Genomic DNA, 23,263 nt, shown 5'->3' on the forward strand with positions numbered 1-23,263 from the left:
AAAGTTATTTAAGCGTCTTTAAGTAGAGGATAATGGATTCCATATCGCTATCTGAAAGGATACCTGCGTAAGAGGCCATGGCGACCGCATAACCCTTGGCGACTTTTTTATTGGGGAAAATGAGTGATTCTTTGATGAAGTCCTCGTTGGCTTTTAGGGACTTTGCTTTCTCAAAATTCCGAGTTGAGCCGAACATGCCTTTAAAGCTGGGGCCCAACTTGCCTTCTTGACTTCCATCCAGCGAGTGGCAGGCGATACAAGCGTTTTTAAGGAGTAGTTCTTTACCGTGTGTGGCACTCGCTTTTCTTTTTGCTGTGTTTGCAAATTTGACTTGCTTTAAGTCGTGTTTTTTAACTTCAGTAAAAGCGTAATGTTGAGTCGGGATGGGCTGAAAATGATCGAGAGTTAAATAGATCGTATCTTTGATATAATTTTGACCCTTTTTGAAGCTATAATTGACGGTGAATTGATCGCAAGCAGTCATGCCCGGAATGATGAGCATGAGGCTTTTTTTATCCTGACTCAGGATGGCTTGTGAAGCTAATAAACTTTCTTCACCAGCTTCGCCAGTGAGCTTAAAGTGTCCAGAACCATACCTTGAGCTACGTTTGTATTTCCAACGCTTAAATGTGTAGGATTTGAGGTTAAGATCAGAGTTTTCGTCCAAGGCTTCATCAAAAGTAAGTTCAAGCCCTTCTTTGTAGACTTGGACTCTTAGTGGGAAGTTCACTGGCTTTTTAGTATAACGTATGCGTGCGAGTCCACTATTTGGAGCAAGTCGATTTGAGTAGATTTTAAAGCCAGTTAGGAATAGTGAACCATCCAACGGATGAATAGTGCCTTTGAGGAGAGGAAAGTGGGTGCTGTATGGTAAGATGACTGCTGCACCGAAGCCTTTGCCTTCATACATTAGCAAAGAACGTCCTTTACTGTAGGAATGACTAATCATGCGATGATTTATGGGACCTAGATTTTGCGAATTAACAAAGTTCATGCCAACGCAGGAGGGTTCAACTCTATGGGGGAGCCAAACAAAAGGCTGGTGGGTTTTGACGACTTTTCGATGATTGGCGGGTTGAAATCCTGCAAAGTCAGCTGCTTGAATTTTGATTAGGGGGCTAGAGGGAACAAAGTGCCCTTGTTGATCATTAGCAAACAATTGTTGAGTAAGCGGATTGTAGGCTAAAAAGGGCTCGCGGAAACCATCGGCAAAAGTTTCTATGTATTTGCCCTCCTTGCTTATTTTTAAAATAGACCCTGTGTCTGTGGGGATTTTAAAAGGTTTTTGGGCGTATTTATCCTTTTTGTCGAGGATGCCTCCACGCGCAATGTAGATATCGCCATTTTCGTCAAAGACCATGTCCATGGCAAAATTTCGAGTGTTGAGGCTATGGTCAAAGAGATTGCAGAAATTCTCATAATAATCAGCTTCGCCATTGTTGTCTGTGTCGTGAAGGCGAGTGATTTGATCTCGTCCAAGTATATAAATTTTGTTTTTGTGAATTTTGAGTGAGAGCGGGCTATAAAGACCTGAAGCAAAGCGCTTCCAAGTTATCGTCTTCATATCTCCTTTTAGTCCATCAATGAGCCATACATCGCCATCAAAAGTCACCGCGGCGGCGCGACCATCACTGAAAAAATCGAGACTCGCTAAACGTAGAGAGCGTTGCCAAGGGTTATTTTTTGGGAGTTCAATTTCGTCGACCACATAAGCTTGATTCGAAGCGGAAATTTTGGCTTTTGTCTGAATCTTTTGCGGCCAGCGCAACTTCTTGGAAACCTGAAAGGAGGGTGAATCGCTTGATAATACTTTATCTAGCTTAGCGGTTTCGTATGAAAAACGAACTTCAAAATTTGTCTTTTGCGGATTACGCAAAAAGAGGCGTCCGCCTTTATCCAAAGTAAAGTCACCTGATGTAGCAAAAAGCTTGAGCTGCTCATTACCATCATCAACTTGATAAGTACTTCCCACTTTTCTAAGGTTTTTGTAAGAGCTTTTTTGAAAGAGTAATAGGGAGATGTTTTGCTTGTGGGAGAGTTGAAAGTTACGAGAAAAAATTCCCATGGAATCAAGGCTAAGGAATTCTTTAATCTTTAAGTCTTGGAGCTGATAATTTAAAATGACTTTATTGTGGCTCGTTTGAAGTCCCTGCCAATTCAGGTTTTTGTGAAGCCCAAGGGGGACTTTTCGCTTGTCCTGATGATCCAAACTTAAACTAGGGCCTCGTTGCATGGGGCTTGCGAAGAGCAAGTCACCTTTGATTTTAGGGAATGTGGATGACTTGGCACCTTTATTTGGGTAGGATATTTGAGACATCGAATTCAAGTCAAAGCTTCCTTTCCAAATGGCAGAAATCCGCATGAGTTCGGTATCGAAACTCGCCCAGGTCTTTTCTCCTAGTTGAATAAGAACAGCTCGTGAAGATGTATTAGTATTGGGAAAGGGGGCTTGCGAGTCAGCAATTAAGGCTGATTGCACAAAGGGGAAATTTTTTTCCACAAATGGGCCATAATTTTCAGCCGAGCTCAACTGAAAACCTAAAAATAACAGTATGCAAAGAAGTACTTTCATGAGAAATAAATTATATTTGCATGCAATAAAGTAAAGAGCTTACATATCATAGGGAACCTAATAATATGCCTAATTTGAATAGGTGAGGTGCTTAAAAGAATAAGCGGTATCTATGATAAGCTTTGAATTAGATAAATTATGATGACGGCAAGTGCCAAATTAATGTTTTGAAATATCCTAAAGTTTGTGGCCTATTTCAGTTTAAAGCTATTGACTGAGGCTTTGATTTTGTCGCCTTGGTACTGCCATGTGCGTTTTGGGGCTGCACCAGTGACGAGGTAGACATAATCACCCTTTTTGACTGCTTTTGAATACCATTGGAAATCGCGATTTTGCATATTGCCTGTGTATTCAACGGTGAAAACGCCTTGGCTGAGGTTTTGACTGATTAGGGTGAATTTCATCTTTGTAAATTGCCCCATGGAAATGTTTTTATACTCTTCAATTGTTCCCTTGAAGGCTTGTTTTTGCACATTGACGTTAGCCTGAAAATTATCCATGGGAGGCAAGAAAAAGATGGCAACTTGAGGGCCATTCGGTGAAAGCTTAGAGTCAGCTTTTGGTGGCGTGATTTGAAAGTCATTGTGAGAGAAGTCGGCGTAAAGAGCTGAGCTTAAAATTAAAAGCGTACAAATAAGTTTTTTCATCAGAGGGTAATCCTTATATTTTTTTGAGAACAATGAAGCGTTCGCGTTGGGTGCGGCGGCCATGAGAGCGTTTGGGTATGGCGTTTTCTTCGAGAGTAAAAAGTCCAGAGTAGGCGTCTTCTAAATCTTCAAGGCTCAGAGAATAGGGCGGGCCATCTTGATCGGGGGGATCAAAACGGTAGAAGAGTCCAAAGAGATAGGCTCCTGCTTTGAGAATCGCATGGGCACTTTCCATATAGGCTCGGCGATGATCGAGGGGAACGGCACAAAAACAGGTGTGTTCGAGAACGTAATCAAATTGCTCATCATATTCTGGGCTGAGCTCGAGGATATTTTTTTGAATGACATTGAGCTGCGGATAATTACTTCTAGCAAGTTTTACGGCTTCTGAAGCGAAGTCGACAGCAGTCACATTAAAGTCATTTTGAGCAAAAAAATTGGCGTCGTGTCCCCCACCGCAACCAAAACTGATTAAAGAGCCTGCTTTGAGCCATGATGGGTTTTGCTTAAAAAGATCTTCAAAAGGTGGTGCGGGCTTTTTGATATCCCAGCCGGGATTTCCCTCTCGGTAAATTTTGTCCCAGCTCTCCGCTTTTTCATTGCCTTTAGTACGCATGAATGATTGACTCCCAAGTTTCGTTGAATCATAAATAAACTTGGCTAGAGACTTTCATCCACTTAGAAAAGCTTGAATTAGCCTATTTTTATTAAATAAATTCGAGCTCGGCGCGGACGGCGAGGTGATCGCTGGCTAAATCATCCCAGAGTTCGTAGGAATTAAAGCGCATTTCCTGTGAAATGAGAATCCAATCGAGTCGCAAACCCAACTTTGGGAAGCTGACGATTTTTTCTTGAGGATTCCAAACTTGCAGATTGAGTTCTTGTGCAAGGCGTTCAAGGACGCCATTTTTGCGGTATTGGCAATTGAAGTCCCCCATAATGATGAGGGGCAGGGGCGCTTGATTTTGTATGTAATTACACAACATCTGAATTTGTCGTTGGCGCGTTTTTTCATGTAAAAAATCAAGATGGAGGGAAATGACTCGGAAATGTTTTTGGCAATGACTAATGACTTCAGCAGAGACAAAACCCTTGGGGAAAGTCAGCTTAGAACGAGGGAAGACATGGGATTCGGAATGGACAATTTTGAGTTTCGATAAAACGGCCGTACCATAGGAGTAACGCTTGCCACGGACGTGTTCACCCTGGGCGACTTGAGAGAAGCCGGCCTGTTCCGCAAGAAATTGACTCTGATGTAAATTTTTATGCCAAGTCATTTCTGCTTCAGCTTCCTGCAAAGCGAGTAGATCCACGGGGGAAGCTTGGATTTGTTGGGCAGTGGCAATGAGATTGGCTTCAATCTTTTTTCTGCCTAAGGTGAAATGGCTGAGTGAACGTCCTCGTCCGTGAGCGAGGTTAAAGGTGCTCAAGCGCAAGATATCTTTGCGTTGATCGCAAAAATTATGCTTGGTACTTAGGGGAGAGATTTTCTTTGTTTCTCCAGCTTGGAGCCATTTGGGCATGGGTGAGTGACCTTATCTATGTTAACATGTTCTAAAGAATCTCTCTTTAAGTAGGAAAGCAAGTATTTATATTGTTATCAAAAAAAAATTATAAGCTTAAGATACTTGATTTAGTTCTGTTCATGTTCATCTTAACTAATGTCAATTTAAGGTATTGTAATGGAGCACGCATTTTTTCAAAGTCAGACTATGAGGCAAGAGCAAACTCTTGCCCCGCATCAATTATTGTCTTTAGAGATTCTCAGCTTGCCAGTTATGGAGTTACAGCAAAAAATTAATGAAGAATTGGCGCTAAATCCTACACTAGAATTGGATAAAGCTCTTGGAGAAAACTTAGCAGGCGATCCCTTGAGTGAAAGTACAGAAATGACCAGTGAAGCAATGAATGCTGTCGACAAGGATGAATCTTTGATTGGCATGGTACAGTTAGAATCTTATTACGGTGATAGTGCATTTAACCCCGATCAAGATAAAAAGCGTCAGCATTATTTTGACTCATTGAGTTGTGAACAGGATTTATCGAGTTTTCTTTTATCCCAGATTCACCAAGGTGAAATATCCGACGAAGATATTGAAATCGCTAATGTAATCATTGCCTTACTAAATGATCGAGGCTACCTCAACGCGAGTATTGAAGAGGTCGCATTTAATGCGATGTGCCCATTAAAAGATGCGAGTCGTGTACTAGAACTTTTGCAAACTTTTGACCCACCTGGAATTGCAGCGAGGGATTTGCGCGAATGTCTTCTGATTCAATTAAAAAACGAAAAAGGATCTTTGATTTATAGATTAGTCGATAAACATTTAGAGAAACTTGAAAAGAATAAGATCAAAGAAATTGCTAGATCGCTTAAAATAAGTCCGATTGAAGTTCAAGATTTAATTGAGTACCTACAAAGACTCAATCCTGCGCCTGGCTTGGCATATAGTAATAAGCGTCCCGACTTTATTTCTCCGGATATTATTTTTGAATTGAAAGATGATGAGATAGAAGTGACGAGCTCAAAAGACTTTGTACCACGCTTGCGTTTATCGGAAAATTTCATGAATATGTTGGAAGATCCTAAAGTAGAAGCAGAAACAAAAACTTATCTACGTGAGAAGCTTGCAGAGAGTCGCTCACTTTTAGCCAGTTTAGATTTACGTGAAAGCACCCTGTTGAGGATAAGTCGCTTAGTGGCTCGTGATCAAAAGTCCTTTTTTACGGGAAAATCATCTAGCCTCCAGCCTGTCACCATGCGTGAAATTTCGGGTGAACTCGAGCTTCATGAAACGACGATTTCACGTGCTGTTGCCGGCAAGTACCTAGATAGTCCCAAAGGAATTTTTCCTTTACGTGACTTTTTTAATCACGCGGTGAAGGTCAACGAAGGCGAAGAAATGACTGCCGAAGGCATTCAAGAAATCATTCGTGAAATCATTAACGATGAAGATCCCGAGAAACCCATTAGCGATGGCAAAATTTTGACTCAATTAGAAGAAATGGGAATCAATATTGCCCGCCGAACAGTGGCCAAATATCGTGAAGCAGCGGGTTTTTCTGCCGCTTCAAAAAGAAAGATGATTTTTTGATGGCGATCATTGAAACTGGTGACCGCGAAACGGAAGCGAGTGAAAAAGTTGAAGTCATTGTGGTTTTAGATCGTTTGCGATCAGCGCATAATGTGGGGAATATTTTTCGTTTGGCGGATGCGGCGAATGTCGAGGCAGTTTACACTTGTGGTTATACCGCGAGCCCTCCGCATCCCAAGTTAGAAAAAACCGCGATGGGAACAGATGAATTTGTCAATTGTGAGCACTTTGATCATTCTCTTGAAGCCGTGGGATCCCTTAAAAAAAATGGCTACCGAGTTTATGCGGTCGACACAATTGATTCCGCTATTGATGTTCACGAAGCGCAGTTCTCGGGGAAATGCGCCTTTGTCTTTGGCAATGAGGCGCTTGGAATTCAGCAGGAAACTCTAGAGGCCTGCGATGAATATATTCGCCTCAATGCCCATGGGCGTAAGAATTCGATAAATGTCTCGAATTGTGCTGCAGTTGTCCTCTTTCAAGCATCTTATAAACTTCGAAAATAATTTTAATTCAGTAGGAGTTCTTTCGTGAAAGCCTTTTATAAAATTGTTTTGCTATCGTTTTTGGTGGGCATAACGAGTTGTGTCAGTAAAGCTCATAAAGACAAAGCTCAAATTTTGATTGTGGATGGTTTTAGTAATCACGATTGGAAAAAGACTACCCAGATCATTCAGCGTTTATTAAAAATAGAAGCTGACATTGAGCTGACGGTCGCGACAGTACCAGCCATGGATCACCCCAATTGGGGCAGCTGGAAACCTCAGTTCAAGCAATTTGATGTGGTGATTCAAAATACTAATGACATCAATAATGGTTCAAAATGGCCTTTAGCCGCGAAAAAATCTTTTGAAAAGTATATGTATGAAGGTGGAGCCATGGTGGTTTTTTACTCGGCAAATAATGCTTTCCCCAATTGGCAAGAATACAATAAAATGATTGGTCTTGGGTGGAGAAACAAGAATTTTGGTAAGGCGGTGATGATCCATGACGATCATGTTCATTATGTTTCCCAGGGAGAAGGTGAAAATACAGGGCATGGCAAGAGGCGAAATGTCTTGGTTCATAAACTCACAAGTCATCCAATCAACAGCAGCTACCCAGATACGTGGAGAGCGGCTGACTTAGAAGTTTATCGTTATGCGCGAGGACCCGCTGAAAACTTGAGCGTGCTTTCCTATGGGAAGGATGAGAAAACCGGCAAGGATTTTACCATTGATTGGCTTGTTAAGTATGGCGAGGGGGCAAGTCTACAATTCAACTTATGGGCATTACTGGCATGGTCTTAAGCAAGATCCAGCGGGTGTACGATGTGTGGCCTTTCAAACGTCGTTTATTCGAGCCACAAGGTTTTTGGCAGGCTTAGAATTGCATGAGCTTCCCAAAGATTTTCCCAATGTAGAAGAAGTCAAATTGAGAAGCCTAAGCGAACTTAATTAGGGGAATTTGAGTTCTTTTAACCAAGCTTCGCAGTCTTTCTGCCAAACTTTGCCCACGAGACCAACGCCATGGCCAATGCCATCGTAAACCGAGTGTTGGATGGGAATATTATTTTTTTGTAAGTAGCGCACATACGCATCAAGACCAGGAAGAAAGTTGGTATCCTTTGAACCGATAACTGAGAGAATGGGAATTTTTCGCGTTGGTTTAAGAAGGGGATCGATTTCGCGAGTTTTTTTATCGCCAGTATAGGCCGCGTAGATCAGTACAGCAAAATTAGGCAAGCAGTTTTCTTTGTCAGCGTCATCAATAGTTTTGTAAGAGCGTTGTTGAACGGAAGTGAGTGCCGAGAGGTGTCCACCAGCGGAAAAACCGAGGATGCCGACTTTATTTTTATCAATACCAAAACTTTTGGCGTGAAAGCGAATAAGGTTCATGGCGCGCTGAGAGTCTTCTAAAGCAACCTTGTGTTTATCTAAGCCTTTACGGCGAGGAACTCGATACTTGAGGATAAAAGGCGTGATGCCTTGTTTGGCGAGCCATGAAGCTACATCTGAACCCTCGTGTGTGGCAGCAAGAATGTTGTAGCCTCCGCCAGGGCAAATGAGGATGGCGCGCCCATCAGGCTTTTCAGGTTTTACCCAAGTCAGTGTTGGGCGATCCACATTGCTAATACGCAAGACACCTTTGACAACACCTTGTTCTTGCAGGCCTTTGGCAGGGTCATCTGCACGCTTTCCATCATCAGGCCAAATTTGATAGAGTGATTTGGGCTCTTGGACTTTTTCGAGCATGAGCTTTTCTGCAGGAGAGTAATAGGCCTCTCCAATGTCGATTAGCTGATGGTCTTGAGCTACTAGAGCGTGAATAAATAGTAATAAGAAGAAGGTGTATTTCATAGGGGGCCTAATTGTTTATGGTTTATAACAAGCTCTAAAAGTATTTGCTACACAGTGCTTACTTTATATAGCCATGTTTTTTCAAAAATGCATCCATTTTGGCGACGATTTCTTGATAGATTTTTCCGCCATCTTTGCCTTTGTAGTTAAAGAAACCATGTTTCTGACCTTCCCAGATGTGATATTCGGAATCAATGCCAAGTGCTTTCATTCTTGCGTCCCAATCTTTAGCGACTGATACGGGGATGAGCTTGTCTTTTGAACCTAGGAAGAAAATACTTGGAGGTGTTTCTTGGTGAATATTGTGGAGGGGTGAAAAATCCTGCCAGTAAGCTTTGACGCGATCGTAACCGTAACCCTTTTCACTATTATCGGCAACGGGATTGAAGAGTAATAGAAGGTTGGGTTGAGAACTAATAGAGAGCTCATCAGCGGGGTCTTCGAACTTCGTGGTTGTTGCGGTGGCCGCAGCGACGTGCCCGCCGGCAGATCCACCACCTGCAGCAATACGATTGGGGTCAATGCCGTAGGTTGCGGCATTTTTGCGAACCCAGCGAATCGCCGAGTTGCCATCTTTTACACATTCAGAAGGAATAACACCATGGCTTTTTTTCGTGCGGTATTGTGCGGAAATCGCAACCATGCCTTTTTTTGCTAAATGATCGGCAAAAGCATAGAATTGTTTTGGAGAGCCACCAGACCAACCTCCACCAAAGAAGAAGACCACTGCGGCGCGTTTTTGACCATCGTTCTTTTTAAAATCAGTTGGCAGAAAAAAGTTGAGGACGAGGTCATCTTTGCCCTCAATTTCTTTGAAAGTGACGACTTCTGAGGCTTTGAAACCTTGTGCCTGAGTGAGCATTGAAATGAATAGAGTGACGATAAGGGCAGTTGTTTTTCTCATGTGTTTTCCTATTATTTTAAAGTGCATTAATAGCTTAATACACCACGAAGCTAAATACTTGACAAATTTATTTCAATTACTGCTTTTTAAGCGGCGTATCATCACATTTAAGGTCACCGAGGGTGTACTGCAAACCATCGAGATAAAATTGCAGGAAATCGGCGCGCTCATAGGTCGTTTCGCTATGACCCGGAGCGGTGTAGAAGACTCGGCCTTCGCCATGTTTTTTAATCCATGCCATATAGCGGGGGAGTTCTTTAACAGAATCTTTTATTTTGACGAGCTTATCTGTGTCCATTTCCAGGAGAGGCTGAAAGTTAAAATCGCTGTAGGCCTTGTTGAGTATGTAGGGTTCATCCTTATAGACAACTTCTTTACCTCCAAAGGCTTTAAGCATGGGGTGCTCGGGATCGACAAGCTTTAAAGTTATTTCTTGGAATTTTGGGTGATAAGCAAAGCTGCCACCAATCATTTTACTAATGCGCTCAGACTTATTAAGCATATTGATTGCGCCATGAAGAACCATGAGTCCCTTACCGCCATGAACATACTCAAGCAAGTTATCTTCGAGTTGAGCAGCTAATTGATCGCGTTGTTCGGAGCTCAAGTTTTGATACTTTTTACCAAACTTATCTTTCTTATTGATGAGTACATCGCGAAAGAGGTTACGTTCTTTGCGATCAGAGCAATTATTGTTGAGAATGATGGCATTGAATTGTGAGATTTTTTCTTTCGTGAAGTAATCGATATCATCACTAACGACGAGTTCAAAAGCGCCGGTCTTTTCAGCCATTCTCGCCATCACTGCATCGACGTAGGGAATGACGGAATGTTTGTATCCAGTAGCCAAAGAAAAAAGCAGCACTTTTTTCTTTTCAGCTTTTACAGTCGTTTTGTTGGGGATATGTACCTCAATAGACTCGAGCCATTTTTCGTATTTATCTTTAGCGGATAAAGAAAAACAGAGAAAAATTACGAGGGATAAAAATGGTTTCATTTATGCTCTAGAATGATTTGATTATTAATTTGTTGTAGACCAGTTTTTTGATCGGTTTTCTCTGCATCATACCAACTTAAGGTAGCCTTGGGGACGCCACTTGTACGCGAAACCTTCACTTGTAGAAAGCCACCACGGTTATTGAGGAATTCGTGCCATTTAGGATCCATTTTTGGAGCTCCGCCAAAGAGGTGCTCACCATTAATGGGGCCACAGCCAAACTCGCGAACTTTGTGCTCGGGGTGAATGGAAGCGTACTGCCAATGGCGATCGCCACAAATCACGTAGAGGTTTTTCTGAGAAGCAATGAATTTACGTAGTTCTTCACCCTCGTGAAAGAAACCTGAATTAGAGTGATTATCATTTTTTCTAGGTTTATCTGGTCCGACAATGGGGCCGGGAGTCACAATAAATTTGAAAGTTGCATCAGATTCAGCAATCGTTTTCTTGAGCCAAGCTTTTTGTTTTTCACCTAAGATCGTTTTTGTGGGGCTATCTTTCATCTTGTTGACTGAACGGTAGTCGCGATTTTCTGTGAGCCAGAGCTCCACATCTTTACCCCAGCGAATACGACGATAAGTGAATTCCCCCATGGGGACTTGTTCTTTGAAAATTTCGATACCTTGCGGGAAAGTCAGTTCTCCATAAACGGAGTTTGGATCGGAGTCGTTGTCTACTGTATCGTGATCGTCTTTCATGAAGAATGAAGGCACTTGAGTCGAGAAATCGCGATTGAGAGGCAAAGCAAAGGTGTGATTCCATTTACGTCGAGCGTCAGTGACGTTTTTCGCGAGGTAACCTTTGTCGTAATAGATGATATCTCCCGTATGGATAAAGAAATCAGGCTTTAATTTGAGCATCTGACCATAGACTGAGTGACCTTTGCGGTGATCTTCTGCAGAGCGAATGGCTTGGCAAGTGACAACTGTAAATGTGGCCTCAGTTTTTTCTTCAGCTTTGGGTGCAGTGGTAAATTCACCTTTGACGAAGCTGCTCGCTTCAGATTCAATTTTTATTGTGTAAGTGGTTTTTGCTGAGAGTTCTTGCAGTCGAAATTGATGAGTGAAGTCTCTCTTGGGATCAACTGAAATCCATTCACTCTGGTAAGAAATTTGATCATTTTGCTTTAAAGTAAGTTTTACTTTACCACTGATGCCTGGAGCCACTTGCGGTGGGCGCATTTTGCTGAATTTTTCACGATCCTGTTGGACTGTGGTGGAAAATTTGGCTGGGCCATCAGTAAGGCGCGTCCAAATAATTGCGGAGTCCGCAGTGACTTCGCCAACTTTTAAACCATTGGCAAATTGAGCCTGAGCAAAGAGAAGGGGAGGAAGTAAAAAAAGCGAATAAAAGAATTGAAGTTTGCTCATAAAAATTTTCCTATAAAATTATCTATCTCTATGTATACCCCACAAGAGATAGAATAAATTACACAATAATTAGTTTTTTATTTTTATTATTTGCCTATTTTGCCTACTTTTTCTTTGGCGTCTTCGATAAGTTTGGCTTTTTCGGCAGCGATTTTGTAATATTGTGATATAGCAGTAAAGGCTTTTGTAATATTAGAAACATAACGAACGGGTTCAAGGCCCGTTTTTTGAAGAGCCACGTGTTCCACATGACCAAACCAAATATTAGGATTATAACCCAAGGACTTGGCGTCTTTACGCCAATTTTGTACAGTTCGAAAACCCGCATTATAAGCCGCGAGATAAAAACATAATTGCTCGTCTTTAGGTAAATCACTGAAATAACGGGCACGAATCCAATCAAGGTATTTTGCTCCACCCATAATGTTTTGATAGGGGTCATAAATGTCCTTGACGCCCATGTCTTTTGCTGTACTCGGCAGAAGTTGCATAATGCCAATGGCTCCGGCATGACTTTTAGCATTGGGATTTAAGCTTGATTCTTGGTAAGCTTGCATGGCCAAAAAAACCCAGTTGAGATCATATTTTTCTGCTGCTTCTTGAAAAAACTTCTTATATTTTTCTAATTTCCCAAGATTAGAGAGAAGAGCATTATCAACCCAGTAGGGTCTTTGGTAGTAGCGCTTGAAGAAAATATTTCCGAGCAAGCTTCCTTGGCGATGTTTTTGAGCGAAACGATCTAAGTGAGCTTTGAGTTGAGGAGAATTTTTGCGAATGGCCCAGGCTATTTCCTTGTTCTTACCGATTTGAATTTCGGGATCTATCAAAATATTTGGCAAGACACTTTTCCATAGCTCAGCTAAATTGTGATCCGCAAAAGTATAGTGGAAAAGACCCGTGTTTAGGAGCTCTAAAACATCTCCTGTATTGAGCTCATCTAAAGTTATAATATTGACCGGAGCAATATTTTCAGAGGCCAAACGACGATTAAGTTTTTTTAATGAACTTAAATAACTCGAGCCATCGGCAACAAAGACTTCCTTTCCCGACAAGTCTTCCATACTTTTAACCGGGGGAGCTGATTTATGTCTTAATAGAACTTCGGAAATACCTTGAAAATAGGGGCTAGAAAAATCGATGAGTTTTTGGCGTTCTGGGGTGATAGTGAGCAATGCCGCCGCCACATCACCATAGCCCTGCATTAATGAACTAATTAACTTATTATGGGCCACAGGGATGTAGGTTACTTGAAAGTTTTTTAGCTCTAAGGATTTTTGCAAATCTTTTTCGAGCTCTTCAAACATCTCATATTCGAACCCTCTTGCCTTATCCTTAGCAATGAAAAAATTGGTGCGACTTGGCGTTACAAGTATGCGAAGGTTTTTACCGTGTTTAATGTCTTCCCATGTGGCGAGTTTTTTATCAACAAGGGGTTTGATGACCTCAAGATAAGTCCCTTCAGTGGACTTTTTTTCTTTAGCATCATTACACAAGACGATGAGAGATATCGTGCAGATTAAAGGGGCAGTAAGTTTCAAAATTTTTTTGTACAAAAGAAAAAGCCCAAGATAAAAGATTAAAAGAATCTATTTAAGCTAAGACTTAGACTTTTTTATAAAAGCACAAAAAATTAATTAAATTCAAAGTTCCCTTCAGTGGAGAAGCTCACTTGGGTGTCCGCATTCGGCTGTAGCCATTGAGCATTATTATAAAATATGGTCCAATTTAGTGAATTGGCATGACCGTCCATCCATAGGTGGTTGAGTTTTTTATTATTGCTATGGCGTACTTGAATACGTTGGGGTGTATCAGCTTTTAACCAACCAGAATTTGTATCAGTGGCGATCATTAATTCAGAGGGTTTATTAATCATATTAGGTTCGATATTTTTGTAATTGATACCTTCTGGTGTGAAGGAACCATCATTACGAATTATTTCAGTATTAAATGAGTGGTCCCCAGTAAAGGAATCCCTTTCTTCTTCAGTACTTTCCACACACATGTATACAGATTTGTTATTTGTATAAAGACTATCGAGAATAACTTGAGTATGTAAGGGAGCCGATCCCGTAGTGACGACAGTATCGTTAAGGTAGTATTGGCTGCCGCCATAGTAATTTTTGCTAAACTTGTAGTCGTTATCATCAAAGTACATGTAGTTAGCGGTGCCATATTGACGTAATTCACTGAGGCAGTCTGCCATTCTAGCTGTACTACGGGCTTTACCTAATGCAGGAAGTATCATGGAGGCCAAAACACCGATAATGGCAATCACTACCAAGAGTTCTATGAGGCTGAAATTCTTTTTCATTGTGCTATCCTTAAAGCTAATTTATAGGCGGTTCTTGACGTTCTATAGAGCTGGTCTATAAGGAGTTGACAGTTTTTTTTTAAATTTTATGATAAAAATCTATAAGAACATTTTTTTATTTTTTGAGAAAGGTGTTAGATCAAAAGTTTTCATTCCGTATTGAGGGTAATTACATTCAAATTAACTCAAGGAGATAGCCATGAAGAAATTTATTTTAGGAGCTTTAGCTCTTGCGGGTTCAGCAAGTATGGCTGATGTGCGCATGACGACAATTTTTGCCAACAATATGATTTTACAGCAAAAGACATCCAATGCGGTGTGGGGCTTTGCTGATGCCGGTGAAGAAGTTCAAGTAAAAGCGAGCTGGGGGTCTAGTGCAAGTACGACGGCGAATTCCGAGGGCAAATGGAAAGTCATGTTGCCAACGCCAGGTCATGGCACGGGTTTTGGTCTGACGATAAAAGGCAAGAATCAGATTGATATTAAAAATGTGGCAATAGGAGAAGTTTGGCTCTGTGCGGGTCAATCTAATATGGGTTGGGCATTGGGAATGACTTTTGGTGGTGAAGAAGAAGCTGAGGCAGTAGATTTGCCCAATTTCCGCATATATAAATCGGCGCGTGAACATTGGCACGAGCCTTTGGATGAAGCACGAGACAAAATGGCGACCTGGAAGAGCTGTAAGAAAGATTCAGCCTTAGAAACCTCTGCAGTATCTTATTATTTTGGCAAAAAACTTCACCAAGAATTGGGTATTCCAGTGGGGATAGTGGTGCAAGCTTTTGCGGGGACACCTATTGAAGGCTGGATGCCCAAAGAAATTCAAATGAATGATCAGCGAACCGTAGCTGGCATGAAGCAAATGGATGAGATGAGTGAGAAACTCAAGAAGAAAGGGATAAGCGCAGAAAAATCATTAGCTCAACATGCGAAAGAACTCGCGACCTATAACAAGCGCGTCGCAGCAGGAGACATTATGAAAAATAAGACCAAGAAAATTGCCCCGCCGATTATTACAAAACCCTCAAATTTGGGTCACCAATATCCGTCGCACATTTTTAATGTGATGATTAACCCAATTCGTCCTTATGGAATCAAAGGAGCTATTTGGTATCAAGGGGAACGCAATTCAAAAGATGCCGCTCAAGCAATTAATTATCGTAAACAGTTAGCACTCATGATTGATTTTTACCGTAAGAGCTGGAACGAAATGAGTGAAGGTAATACAGACCGCTACTTCCCTTTTCAATTCACACAACTTCCGAGCTGGAATCCAGCGCAATCTAAAGCCGTGGAAGGACCCGAAGCCGTTTGGTCAATTAATCGTGAGATGATGCGTTTGGTCACCCAAGATATCAAAAATGCCTACATGTCAGTGGCCATTGATACGGGAGATGCGATTCAACTTCACCCTAAAAATAAAAAACCCATTGGGATTCGCCATGCTTATTTAGCGCTTAAAAATACTTATGGAAAAGATTTTGTCGATTACGGCCCCAAGTATAAATCTCATGAGGTTAAGGGAAATAGAATCGTGATAAGCTTCGACTCAATTGGTTCTGGGATGATGGCGGCAAAAGCGGGTAAACTGAATGCCTTTGCCATTGCAGGAGAAGATCAAAAATGGCATTGGGCAGATGCGGAAATCCAAGGTGATAAAATCGTCTTGAGTTCTGCGAAAGTCGCAAAACCCGTCGCGGTTCGCTATGCTTGGGCAATGAATCCCTCGGAGCGCAACTTGCTCTATAATAAAGAGGGTCTCCCTGCATCGCCTTTCAGAACGGACCAATGGGATTTGTATGATTCCTCAGCGGAGATCATTACCGTGCATAAACCCGCTAAAGCCGCGACTAAAGCAACAGAAGACTGGAAACGCCCCGTCATGACACAATAAGTTGATGAATTGCGACGATCGCAAATGACTGAAGTAGAGGAGAATATTGACAAGTGTTTTGCCAAAGCATAGATTCACCTATGAATGAAAATAACGAAACATATGGGACTCGCGTCACCCTGCTTCAGCGCATCATAAATGAAAAAGATGAGAAGAGCTGGGAGGACTTTGTGCAGTACTATCAGGGTTTTATCTATCTTATCTGTAGAAAAATGGATATGTCTCATCATGAAGCTGACGAGGTGGTTCAGCAAGTGCTGATTAAACTCTGGAACCATTTTCCCAATTTCGAATATGATGAGTCACGCCGCTTTCGGAGTTGGCTTTGTCGAGTCATTCAAAATACGGGGCGCGATTTTTATCGAAAACTCAATAGTCAGAGTCGCCTCAAGGGCAAAGTTAAAGAGCAATACCTAGAAGATCAGAGCTTACCAGAAGTCGAAAAACTTGCCGAGAGTGAGTGGAATGATTATTTGGCTTCTTTGGCCTTAGAAAATATTAAGCCCCATTTCTCTGATCGTTTAATCGAGATTTTCTTACGTTTGGCAGAGGGTGAAAACCCTCAAGATTTAGAAGCCGAATACGAACTCAAATCCAAAGTTATTTACGTGTATCGCAAACGCATTCGCGATCGCTTAAAAGATGAGATACGTCGCCTAAAAGCTGAGTTAGCTTAAATGGATTCAGAGGAAAAATCCTATGTAAAGGTCACATCGGGTCTTAGCAATATGCTCAATGATGATGACTCTGAATTCGAGTACCCTATAAGCACAGAAATGCAGATGAGGGAGGGACGTTATACTTCTGGCGATGAAATTGGCCGTGGAGGAATGAAAAAAATTCTCTTAAGTGAAGACAAATTGACCGCGCGAAAAGTGGCTCAGGCCAAGTTACTGGATTCACAAAACGATCAAAAAACAGAGTCTTTTTTCAGAGAAGCTCGAATTACGGCCCAGCTCCAGCACCCGAATATTGTTCCCGTCTATGATGCAGGTTACGATCGCGAGGGGCAAGCCTTTTTTACCATGAAGCCGGTTGGTAAGAAAACTTTAAAAAATTATTTAAAAGAAAATCAACTTCATGATGAATTTTATTATCAGCATAGCTTAGAGCTTTTCTTAAAGGTTTGCCAAGCGATGGCCTATGCCCACTCCAAGCAGGTTGTGCATTTAGATTTGAAGCCCGAAAATATCTATCTTGGGGAATTTGCCGAAGTTCTAGTCGGTGATTGGGGGCTCGCGCGAGGTGTGAACGATGAATGTTTGAGTGAAGAACTTTTGGTCGAAGATATCTATGACGAACATAGTCAGCATGGGATGTTGAAGGGGACTCCAGGTTACATGGCACCTGAACAGATTGAAAAGAGTTTAGGAAAAAGAGATGAGTTATGCGATATTTATGCGTTGGGAGCCATTTTATATGAAATGATGTGTGGCAAGCGCGCCAACTCAGCCGAGGATTGTAAAGATTTATTAAAACAGACTTTAGCAGGGAAACGCAAGCGACCACGCGAGCTTAACCCCAAGCTAGCCAAGAGTTTGGAGTTGGTCATTTTAAAAGCCTTAGAAAAAGATCGAGACCAACGTTATCAGACGGTGAAAGAACTCATTGAGGATTTACATAAATTCCAAGAGGGCTACATGACTTCGGCAGAAGATCATAATGCGCTGAAATCTCTTTTCTATTTACTCAAACGCCATAAGCAATTGAGCTTTTTACTCTTTCTATTTTTGATTTCATCCTCAATTTTCAGTTCTTTCCTTTTCTTTGCCAAACAAAAAGCCGTTGAACTCAGTGAAGTTGCCTTAATTGAAAAAATTCGTGCCGAAGAATTGGGTCAATTAGCGCTAATAGAGAAAAATCGTGCTGAAGAAGCTTATCAATCTCAGCTTCAAGAACAGGCTGAAAAGGAAGCGATAAGCAAGGCGGCGAGCCCGCGCCTAGTGAACGTGGCGAGAACTGACTTAGGTCGCTTTGATTATGAATCAGCCCTTGCCAACGCACGCCTAGCCGTTTTGTGGGATCCCGACAATGAAGATGCACAATTTTATCTAGGGCGAATACTGATGATTACGCAGCGTTTTGATGAAGCGAATCGCTTGTTTCAGGGGATCATGAGCCCCAGCTTTCCAAGGAAAAAAACCGCTGAAGTTTGTTCAAAGTACGCTCAAATAAAAATTAATGATGATTTATTCTTAAACGTAGCAGAGCTGAAGTCTTTACTCAAGGATACGAGGAGTAGCTTTGTCATCCCTGTAAAAGCTAATGAAAGCATGAAGTTTTTGATCCATATCGTCAACTACGCCTATACACTGCCAGAGTATTCTCTGGAAGAAAAAATGGAAATTGCGAGTCTCGCACTACAACTGACGAACCCGGTAAAAGGTGACATGAAGTACTCAACTTTTGAGTCACAAGTTGATATCGATTTATCCAATAATAAGCGCCTTTTTACTTTAGATGTTTTAAGAAAGCTGCCGATTAGAAAACTCAATCTCTCTAATAGCTCGATTAAAAATATGGATTCCTTAATGGGATCTTCAGTAAAAGAATTAGATATCCGTGGAAGCCAGATTTCTGGATATTCTATGCGCTTATTAAATCATTTAGAAAAATTAGTTTTGAATAAAAAACAAAACCCAGGCTTAAACTTGCGTGGCGTAGAAATTATTCGGAAATAAAGCAAGGGCTCATTGTACGATAAGTGACCTTGGAATAAGTTCAGAAATCAATTAAGTGAGAATTCAATGAAAATAGAATTGCGTGATTTAAGTTTTGCTCCCCAAGGCAAAGTGGTTTTCAGTCAATTGAATTATACTTTTACTTCAAACGGGAATTACCTCATTCAGGGATCCTCAGGTTGTGGGAAATCATCACTTTTAACGTTTATTTCTTCACTGAGGCAGGCAAGTTCCGGGCAGATCATCATTGATGGTCAGGAGCCAGTGAATTTTTGCGAACATCGCAAAAACTGCCAATGGCTGAGGCAAACACCTTACATTTACGATAAGACTGTACGAGAAAATTTGTCCTTGTCTTTAGCTTATCATCAATTAGCGATTCCTTCTGATGACGAACTGAAAAAGCATTTGCAATACCTCTTTCCAGAAGGCTTGGATTTAGAAGAGCGAGCGATGGAATTGTCTGGAGGGCAAAAGCATCGTTTAGCACTCTTGCGGTCCTATTTGTTAAAGCCCAAAGCGCTTTTGTGTGATGAAATTAGTGCGGGTTTAGATGAAAAGAGTCGACAACTCAGCGAAGACTTTATTTTTAATTATTGTAGCGAGATGACTGTCATCTTCGTGAGTCACATACAAGAAAGTTTTGAGTCGAGAGAAAGTTTTACACGACTTCTCATGTCTAAAGAAGGCTTTGAGCCACTATGAATTTATTACTCGCACTTCATATTTCGAATCTGCAGTTGCTGAGTTTTAGCCTATTTGTCTTATTGACGGCTTTTGTATCCTACCGCTTGAAATTGGGTTTGGAGAAAAGTTTATTAATAGGAAGTCTGCGGACTTATGTACAGCTTTTGGCGATGGGTTTTGCTTTAGTTTATATCTTTCGCTACCCCAATCCCGTCATTAGTTTAGCCGTTTATATATGGATGATTTTTTGGGCGGCGAGAATCATCTCGAATCGTATCGAAAACCCTCCCTTTCCTTTATTCAAAATCATATTTGTCACCATGCTAGTTTCCTATTTAGCTTTAAATATCATTTCTCTCGGAGTATTTCTTCGAGCCGATTCATGGTACGCACCGGAAATATTTATCACCATCGGGGGCATGATTGTGGGGAACTCAATGAATGCCGTAGCGGTTTCCTTAGATCGTTTCTTTGCTGACCTCAAAAATCGTCGTGAAGAACTCGAGCAAAACTTACTCTTTGGCATGAAAATTAAAGACGCGATGAATGACTTAGTGCGCGATGCGATCAAAGCTGGCATGAGTCCATCGATCAATAATTTAGCGGGAGTGGGCCTCGTTTTTATTCCTGGGATGATGACGGGACAAATTTTAGGTGGAGAAGACCCTCTTAATGCAGCAAAGTATCAGATTATGATTATGCTCATCATCTGTGTATCGACAGCTTTGGGCTCCATGTTAGTGGTCAGCCAAGTTGCCAAGAAATGTTTTAATAAACGCGGACAAGTCAAGTTTTAGGCGATTGAGTTCACTTTGAACTTTAAAGCTTTTTATATTAGTTAATCGATAAAATTTTGGAAGTGCTTCTTGTCGAATACCTTATTATTAGACTATAAAATTATAGGTAATAAGATGAAAAAGAAGAAAATTAGAAAGCTCTATTATAAATTTATCTTGGAGCACCAATGTCCTCCTCCTAAGCTCAAATCATTTTTGCGTTTTGCTCATTTAACAAAAGATGAGTTTTATGAAAAGTATAAATCTCTAAGGGACGTGGAATTAGATATTTGGAAACATGGCCTAAATGATGTTTTATCGCATTTGGGTGCTTCGCCAGAATTCATGTCTTACAAGCAACGTGATCGTGGCTTAGCTTTTATGTATTCATGGTTTGAATTTATGGATGAAAACAGTTCATATTTTAAAAACTGTTCTAGTCTAGATTCCAGTGATTTTATGTATGGTTCAAACGATTTCAAAAAGTTACTCAAGTGCTTTATGAATAAACTTTTAAAAGAAGGTATGGCCTGTCAAGAATTTAAAGATCGCGGTATGAATAATAAACATATGTGTGATTTTTTTACGGGACTATTTTTCATGAACCTTAAACAGTGGGGTAAATGTGATGGTAAAAAGAACCACAAGCAAGAAGAATATATGGATGCTTTAATTGAAAAAAGCATGATCTTTTTCTTTGATACTTTAGCACCGAACCTCTTTGATACATTTATTGATTTGATGAAACACAGACGCTCAAAATAGTGAAGTCCCTAAACTCAATCCCCACGAGCAAAGTTAGCCGTGCAGGTAAGGTTGCGGTAGCTGGTTTGAAAGTTGGGGGCAATTACCTAAAACATTATGGTAAGAAAGTCACCAATCAAAAAACAAGCCAAGAAGCGCTCGATCAAGATAATGCGGCAGATGTTTACAATTGCCTGAGTGAGATGAAAGGCAGCGCACTCAAGGTCGCTCAGATGTTGAGTATGGATCGCGGCGCTCTTCCCAAAGCTTATACGGATCAATTTGCCATGGCGCAGTATCAATCGCCTCCCTTATCAGCGCCCTTAGTAAATAAAATCCTCAAAAGAGAACTGGGTAAAAAGCCAGAGAAAGTTTTTCAAAACTTCAGTCCCAATGCGGAACGAGCCGCGTCCATCGGCCAAGTACATAAGGCAGTTTACAAGAACCAAGAAGTGGCCATTAAATTACAGTATCCAGGTGTAGCGGATAGCATTTCATCCGATTTAAAATTGGTAAAACCTTTCGCCTTAAAACTGCTCAAACTCAAGTCTGCGGAAGTAAAAGTCTACTTTAGTGAAATTGAAAAGAAGATGCTTGAGGAAACTCACTATTTACAGGAACTGGAGCAGGGTAGTAGCCTTGCGGAAAAATGTCAACACCTAGATTATTTGCGTTTTCCGCAATATTTTCGCGAGTTGAGCTCTGAAAGACTCTTGGTCATGGAATGGTTACATGGCAAGCATGTAGATGAGTTTTTTAACGAGGAAATCAGTCAAGAAGATCGCGATGCCATAGGCCAAAAGCTATGGGATTTCTATCATTTTCAGATGCATGAACTGAAGTGGTTACACGCGGACCCACACCCAGGAAATTTCTTGATTGGAGAAAAGGGCGACTTACGCGTCATTGATTTTGGTTGCATGAAAAAAGTTCCAGAAGATTTCTACACAAATTACTTCCTTGGCGTTGATCAAGGCTTATTCGACGATGATAAACGCTTCCATCAAAATCTATTGGATTTGGAAATACTACGACCCGATGATAGTCCCAAGGCCGTTAAATTTTTTACAAAAAATTTCAAGAAGCTCATGAAACTTGCCATGCGGCCTTTTCATTATACCGAATTCGACTTTGCAGATGATAGTTTTTTCATGGAGCTCTACGAAATGGGCGATAGGATTAAGCGTGAGCAAGACAAAGAAGGGCACTCACATAATCGCGGATCGAAACACTTTATTTATACGAATCGTACTTATTATGGGCTCTATAATATTTTGTCGTTGCTCAAAGCCAAAGTAAAAATAAACATAATTACCCATAAAGCGGGGCCAAGCACCTAGTCGCCTGGTCAAGGATTGGCAAATCCTTGCAGGGAGAGCTCGAGAGGGACAGCGTCCATCTCGTGTGCGAAGCACCATACCCTTTCTTGTGGGTATTCGTAAAAATAAAAGCCATTCACTAAAAGTGAATGGCTTTGGCAATAATGCTTGATTCTTAAACTTTAGAAAATGTAAGTTACCCATGCTTCTAAATAATTGGCATCTTGATTAGTAACTCCGCCACGTTCTTCAGCTGTGAGGTTAACGAGACGACCACCGATATTAAAGTTTTCAGTAAAGAGGTAACTTCCGCCAAACTGGAATTCCCAAATATTGTGATAAGTGTCGTTGTCTTCAGGCGTGTAGAGACCAGCCGTCATACCTAGAACCCACTTTTCTTCGTGGTAACCCACACGACCAAAGTAAACATCTGTTCCTTTGGTGCCATAGAGTGGGTTATAGTCGATGATCTCGATATCACCTACACCGCCATCATGGTAGAGCACGTTGGTGAAATAACGATATCCCCAAGCAGGGCGATTATTTTTCGAGTTGTCACCAAATTCGGAGTAACCGACATCAAACTTCCAGCGCTCACGGTGGTAGAAGGGGTTAATACTATAGTTAAAACTTCCTCTACCTTCGTCATCTGTCGTTGAATCTTCTAGAGCATCCATGTAGTAGGTAAATACTTTTGTACCATACTCGTAAGTCGCCGTTTTATTAAAGACAATTTGAGTATCTAAACCATACCAGCCAACATATTTATCTTGGTAATATGCATAGGGATTCATTTTAACTTTGTCGCAAAGCTGCAAGTTGAGTTCAGCAAAATAAATGACATCGTCGACGTCATCGTCATAACCCCATTGGTCTGCATCGTCGACTCCCGTATAGTCAACCACATAGTCATTAAAGTAGTATGCC

The 23,263-nt window shown here is 41.2% G+C and carries 21 protein-coding genes; 10 read left to right on the top strand and 11 right to left on the bottom strand.

Annotated features, from left to right (window positions below; genetic code table 11):
* Positions 1-4 precede the first annotated feature (4 nt).
* The 4 genes from LNTAR_RS20535 to LNTAR_RS20550 form a co-directional block, all read right to left on the bottom strand.
* Positions 5-2,500, bottom strand: coding sequence for a DUF6797 domain-containing protein (locus LNTAR_RS20535; RefSeq protein ID WP_157473748.1), 2,496 nt, complete (start codon positions 2,498-2,500; stop codon positions 5-7).
* 263 nt (positions 2,501-2,763) lie between these two features.
* Positions 2,764-3,219, bottom strand: coding sequence for a hypothetical protein (locus LNTAR_RS20540; protein ID WP_007280686.1), 456 nt, complete (start codon positions 3,217-3,219; stop codon positions 2,764-2,766).
* Between the two features lie 13 nt (positions 3,220-3,232).
* A complete protein-coding gene (locus tag LNTAR_RS20545) occupies positions 3,233-3,835 on the bottom strand; it encodes a class I SAM-dependent methyltransferase (RefSeq protein ID WP_007280687.1) in 603 nt (200 codons plus the stop codon).
* A 91-nt stretch (positions 3,836-3,926) separates the two neighbouring features.
* On the bottom strand, positions 3,927-4,742 hold the full coding sequence (locus tag LNTAR_RS20550; protein ID WP_007280688.1) for an endonuclease/exonuclease/phosphatase family protein: 816 nt from the start codon (positions 4,740-4,742) through the stop codon (positions 3,927-3,929).
* 159 nt (positions 4,743-4,901) lie between these two features.
* On the opposite strand from LNTAR_RS20550, the gene rpoN reads away from it, so the two are divergent.
* From rpoN to LNTAR_RS20565, 3 genes are read left to right on the top strand one after another with little or no spacing between them, the layout of a single operon-like run.
* Positions 4,902-6,314, top strand: a complete 1,413-nt coding sequence (rpoN, locus tag LNTAR_RS20555) for an RNA polymerase factor sigma-54 (RefSeq protein WP_007280689.1) — start codon at positions 4,902-4,904, stop codon at positions 6,312-6,314.
* Positions 6,314-6,820 (top strand): RNA methyltransferase, encoded by a 507-nt coding sequence (locus LNTAR_RS20560; RefSeq protein ID WP_007280690.1) that lies wholly within the window; start codon positions 6,314-6,316, stop codon positions 6,818-6,820. The genes rpoN and LNTAR_RS20560 overlap by 1 nt, the downstream gene beginning before the upstream one ends.
* Before the next feature lie 24 nt (positions 6,821-6,844).
* Positions 6,845-7,603, top strand: a complete 759-nt coding sequence (locus tag LNTAR_RS20565) for a ThuA domain-containing protein (RefSeq protein WP_007280691.1) — start codon at positions 6,845-6,847, stop codon at positions 7,601-7,603.
* A 147-nt stretch (positions 7,604-7,750) separates the two neighbouring features.
* Here LNTAR_RS20565 and LNTAR_RS20570 read toward each other — a convergent pair whose 3' ends face one another.
* From LNTAR_RS20570 to LNTAR_RS26185, 6 genes are all read right to left on the bottom strand, one after another.
* Entirely contained in the window at positions 7,751-8,653 is a 903-nt protein-coding gene (locus LNTAR_RS20570) for an alpha/beta hydrolase (protein ID WP_007280693.1), read from the bottom strand.
* A 58-nt stretch (positions 8,654-8,711) separates the two neighbouring features.
* Complete coding sequence (locus tag LNTAR_RS20575; RefSeq protein WP_007280694.1) at positions 8,712-9,557, bottom strand: alpha/beta hydrolase; 846 nt, start codon at positions 9,555-9,557, stop codon at positions 8,712-8,714.
* A 76-nt stretch (positions 9,558-9,633) separates the two neighbouring features.
* Positions 9,634-10,554, bottom strand: a complete 921-nt coding sequence (locus LNTAR_RS20580) for a ThuA domain-containing protein (RefSeq protein WP_007280695.1) — start codon at positions 10,552-10,554, stop codon at positions 9,634-9,636.
* Positions 10,551-11,924, bottom strand: coding sequence for an alkaline phosphatase D family protein (locus LNTAR_RS20585; RefSeq protein ID WP_007280696.1), 1,374 nt, complete (start codon positions 11,922-11,924; stop codon positions 10,551-10,553). Before LNTAR_RS20585 ends, LNTAR_RS20580 begins: the two co-directional genes overlap by 4 nt.
* 86 nt (positions 11,925-12,010) lie before the next feature.
* Positions 12,011-13,462 (bottom strand): MltF family protein, encoded by a 1,452-nt coding sequence (locus LNTAR_RS20590; RefSeq protein ID WP_162026438.1) that lies wholly within the window; start codon positions 13,460-13,462, stop codon positions 12,011-12,013.
* A gap of 92 nt (positions 13,463-13,554) precedes the next feature.
* Positions 13,555-14,235 (bottom strand): type II secretion system protein, encoded by a 681-nt coding sequence (locus LNTAR_RS26185; protein ID WP_007280698.1) that lies wholly within the window; start codon positions 14,233-14,235, stop codon positions 13,555-13,557.
* Between the two features lie 199 nt (positions 14,236-14,434).
* Between LNTAR_RS26185 and LNTAR_RS20600 the strand changes: the two genes are divergently transcribed.
* From LNTAR_RS20600 to LNTAR_RS20630, 7 genes are all read left to right on the top strand, one after another.
* Positions 14,435-16,129 carry a sialate O-acetylesterase gene (locus tag LNTAR_RS20600; protein WP_007280699.1) on the top strand — a complete coding sequence of 565 codons (1,695 nt, stop codon included), beginning with the start codon at positions 14,435-14,437 and terminating at the stop codon, positions 16,127-16,129.
* An 80-nt stretch (positions 16,130-16,209) separates the two neighbouring features.
* Positions 16,210-16,806 (top strand): RNA polymerase sigma factor, encoded by a 597-nt coding sequence (locus LNTAR_RS20605; RefSeq protein ID WP_007280700.1) that lies wholly within the window; start codon positions 16,210-16,212, stop codon positions 16,804-16,806.
* Positions 16,807-18,810, top strand: a complete 2,004-nt coding sequence (locus LNTAR_RS20610; RefSeq protein WP_007280701.1) for a serine/threonine-protein kinase — start codon at positions 16,807-16,809, stop codon at positions 18,808-18,810.
* Between the two features lie 66 nt (positions 18,811-18,876).
* Positions 18,877-19,515: an ATP-binding cassette domain-containing protein gene (locus LNTAR_RS20615; RefSeq protein ID WP_007280702.1), complete on the top strand. Its 639-nt coding sequence runs from the start codon at positions 18,877-18,879 to the stop codon at positions 19,513-19,515.
* The gene (locus LNTAR_RS20620; RefSeq protein WP_007280703.1) at positions 19,512-20,294 is read left to right on the top strand and encodes an ABC transporter permease; all 783 of its coding nucleotides are present in this window, start codon (positions 19,512-19,514) and stop codon (positions 20,292-20,294) included. The genes LNTAR_RS20615 and LNTAR_RS20620 overlap by 4 nt, the downstream gene beginning before the upstream one ends.
* Positions 20,295-20,408: 114 nt before the next feature.
* Positions 20,409-21,038: a hypothetical protein gene (locus LNTAR_RS20625; protein ID WP_007280704.1), complete on the top strand. Its 630-nt coding sequence runs from the start codon at positions 20,409-20,411 to the stop codon at positions 21,036-21,038.
* On the top strand, positions 21,038-22,357 hold the full coding sequence (locus LNTAR_RS20630) for an ABC1 kinase family protein (protein ID WP_007280705.1): 1,320 nt from the start codon (positions 21,038-21,040) through the stop codon (positions 22,355-22,357). The genes LNTAR_RS20625 and LNTAR_RS20630 overlap by 1 nt, the downstream gene beginning before the upstream one ends.
* 161 nt (positions 22,358-22,518) lie before the next feature.
* Here LNTAR_RS20630 and LNTAR_RS20635 read toward each other — a convergent pair.
* The coding region (locus LNTAR_RS20635; protein ID WP_007280706.1) for a hypothetical protein at positions 22,519-23,263 on the bottom strand (745 nt) is incomplete at its 5' end.

It is taken from the genome of Lentisphaera araneosa HTCC2155 (genome assembly GCF_000170755.1).
Taxonomy (GTDB): domain Bacteria; phylum Verrucomicrobiota; class Lentisphaeria; order Lentisphaerales; family Lentisphaeraceae; genus Lentisphaera; species Lentisphaera araneosa.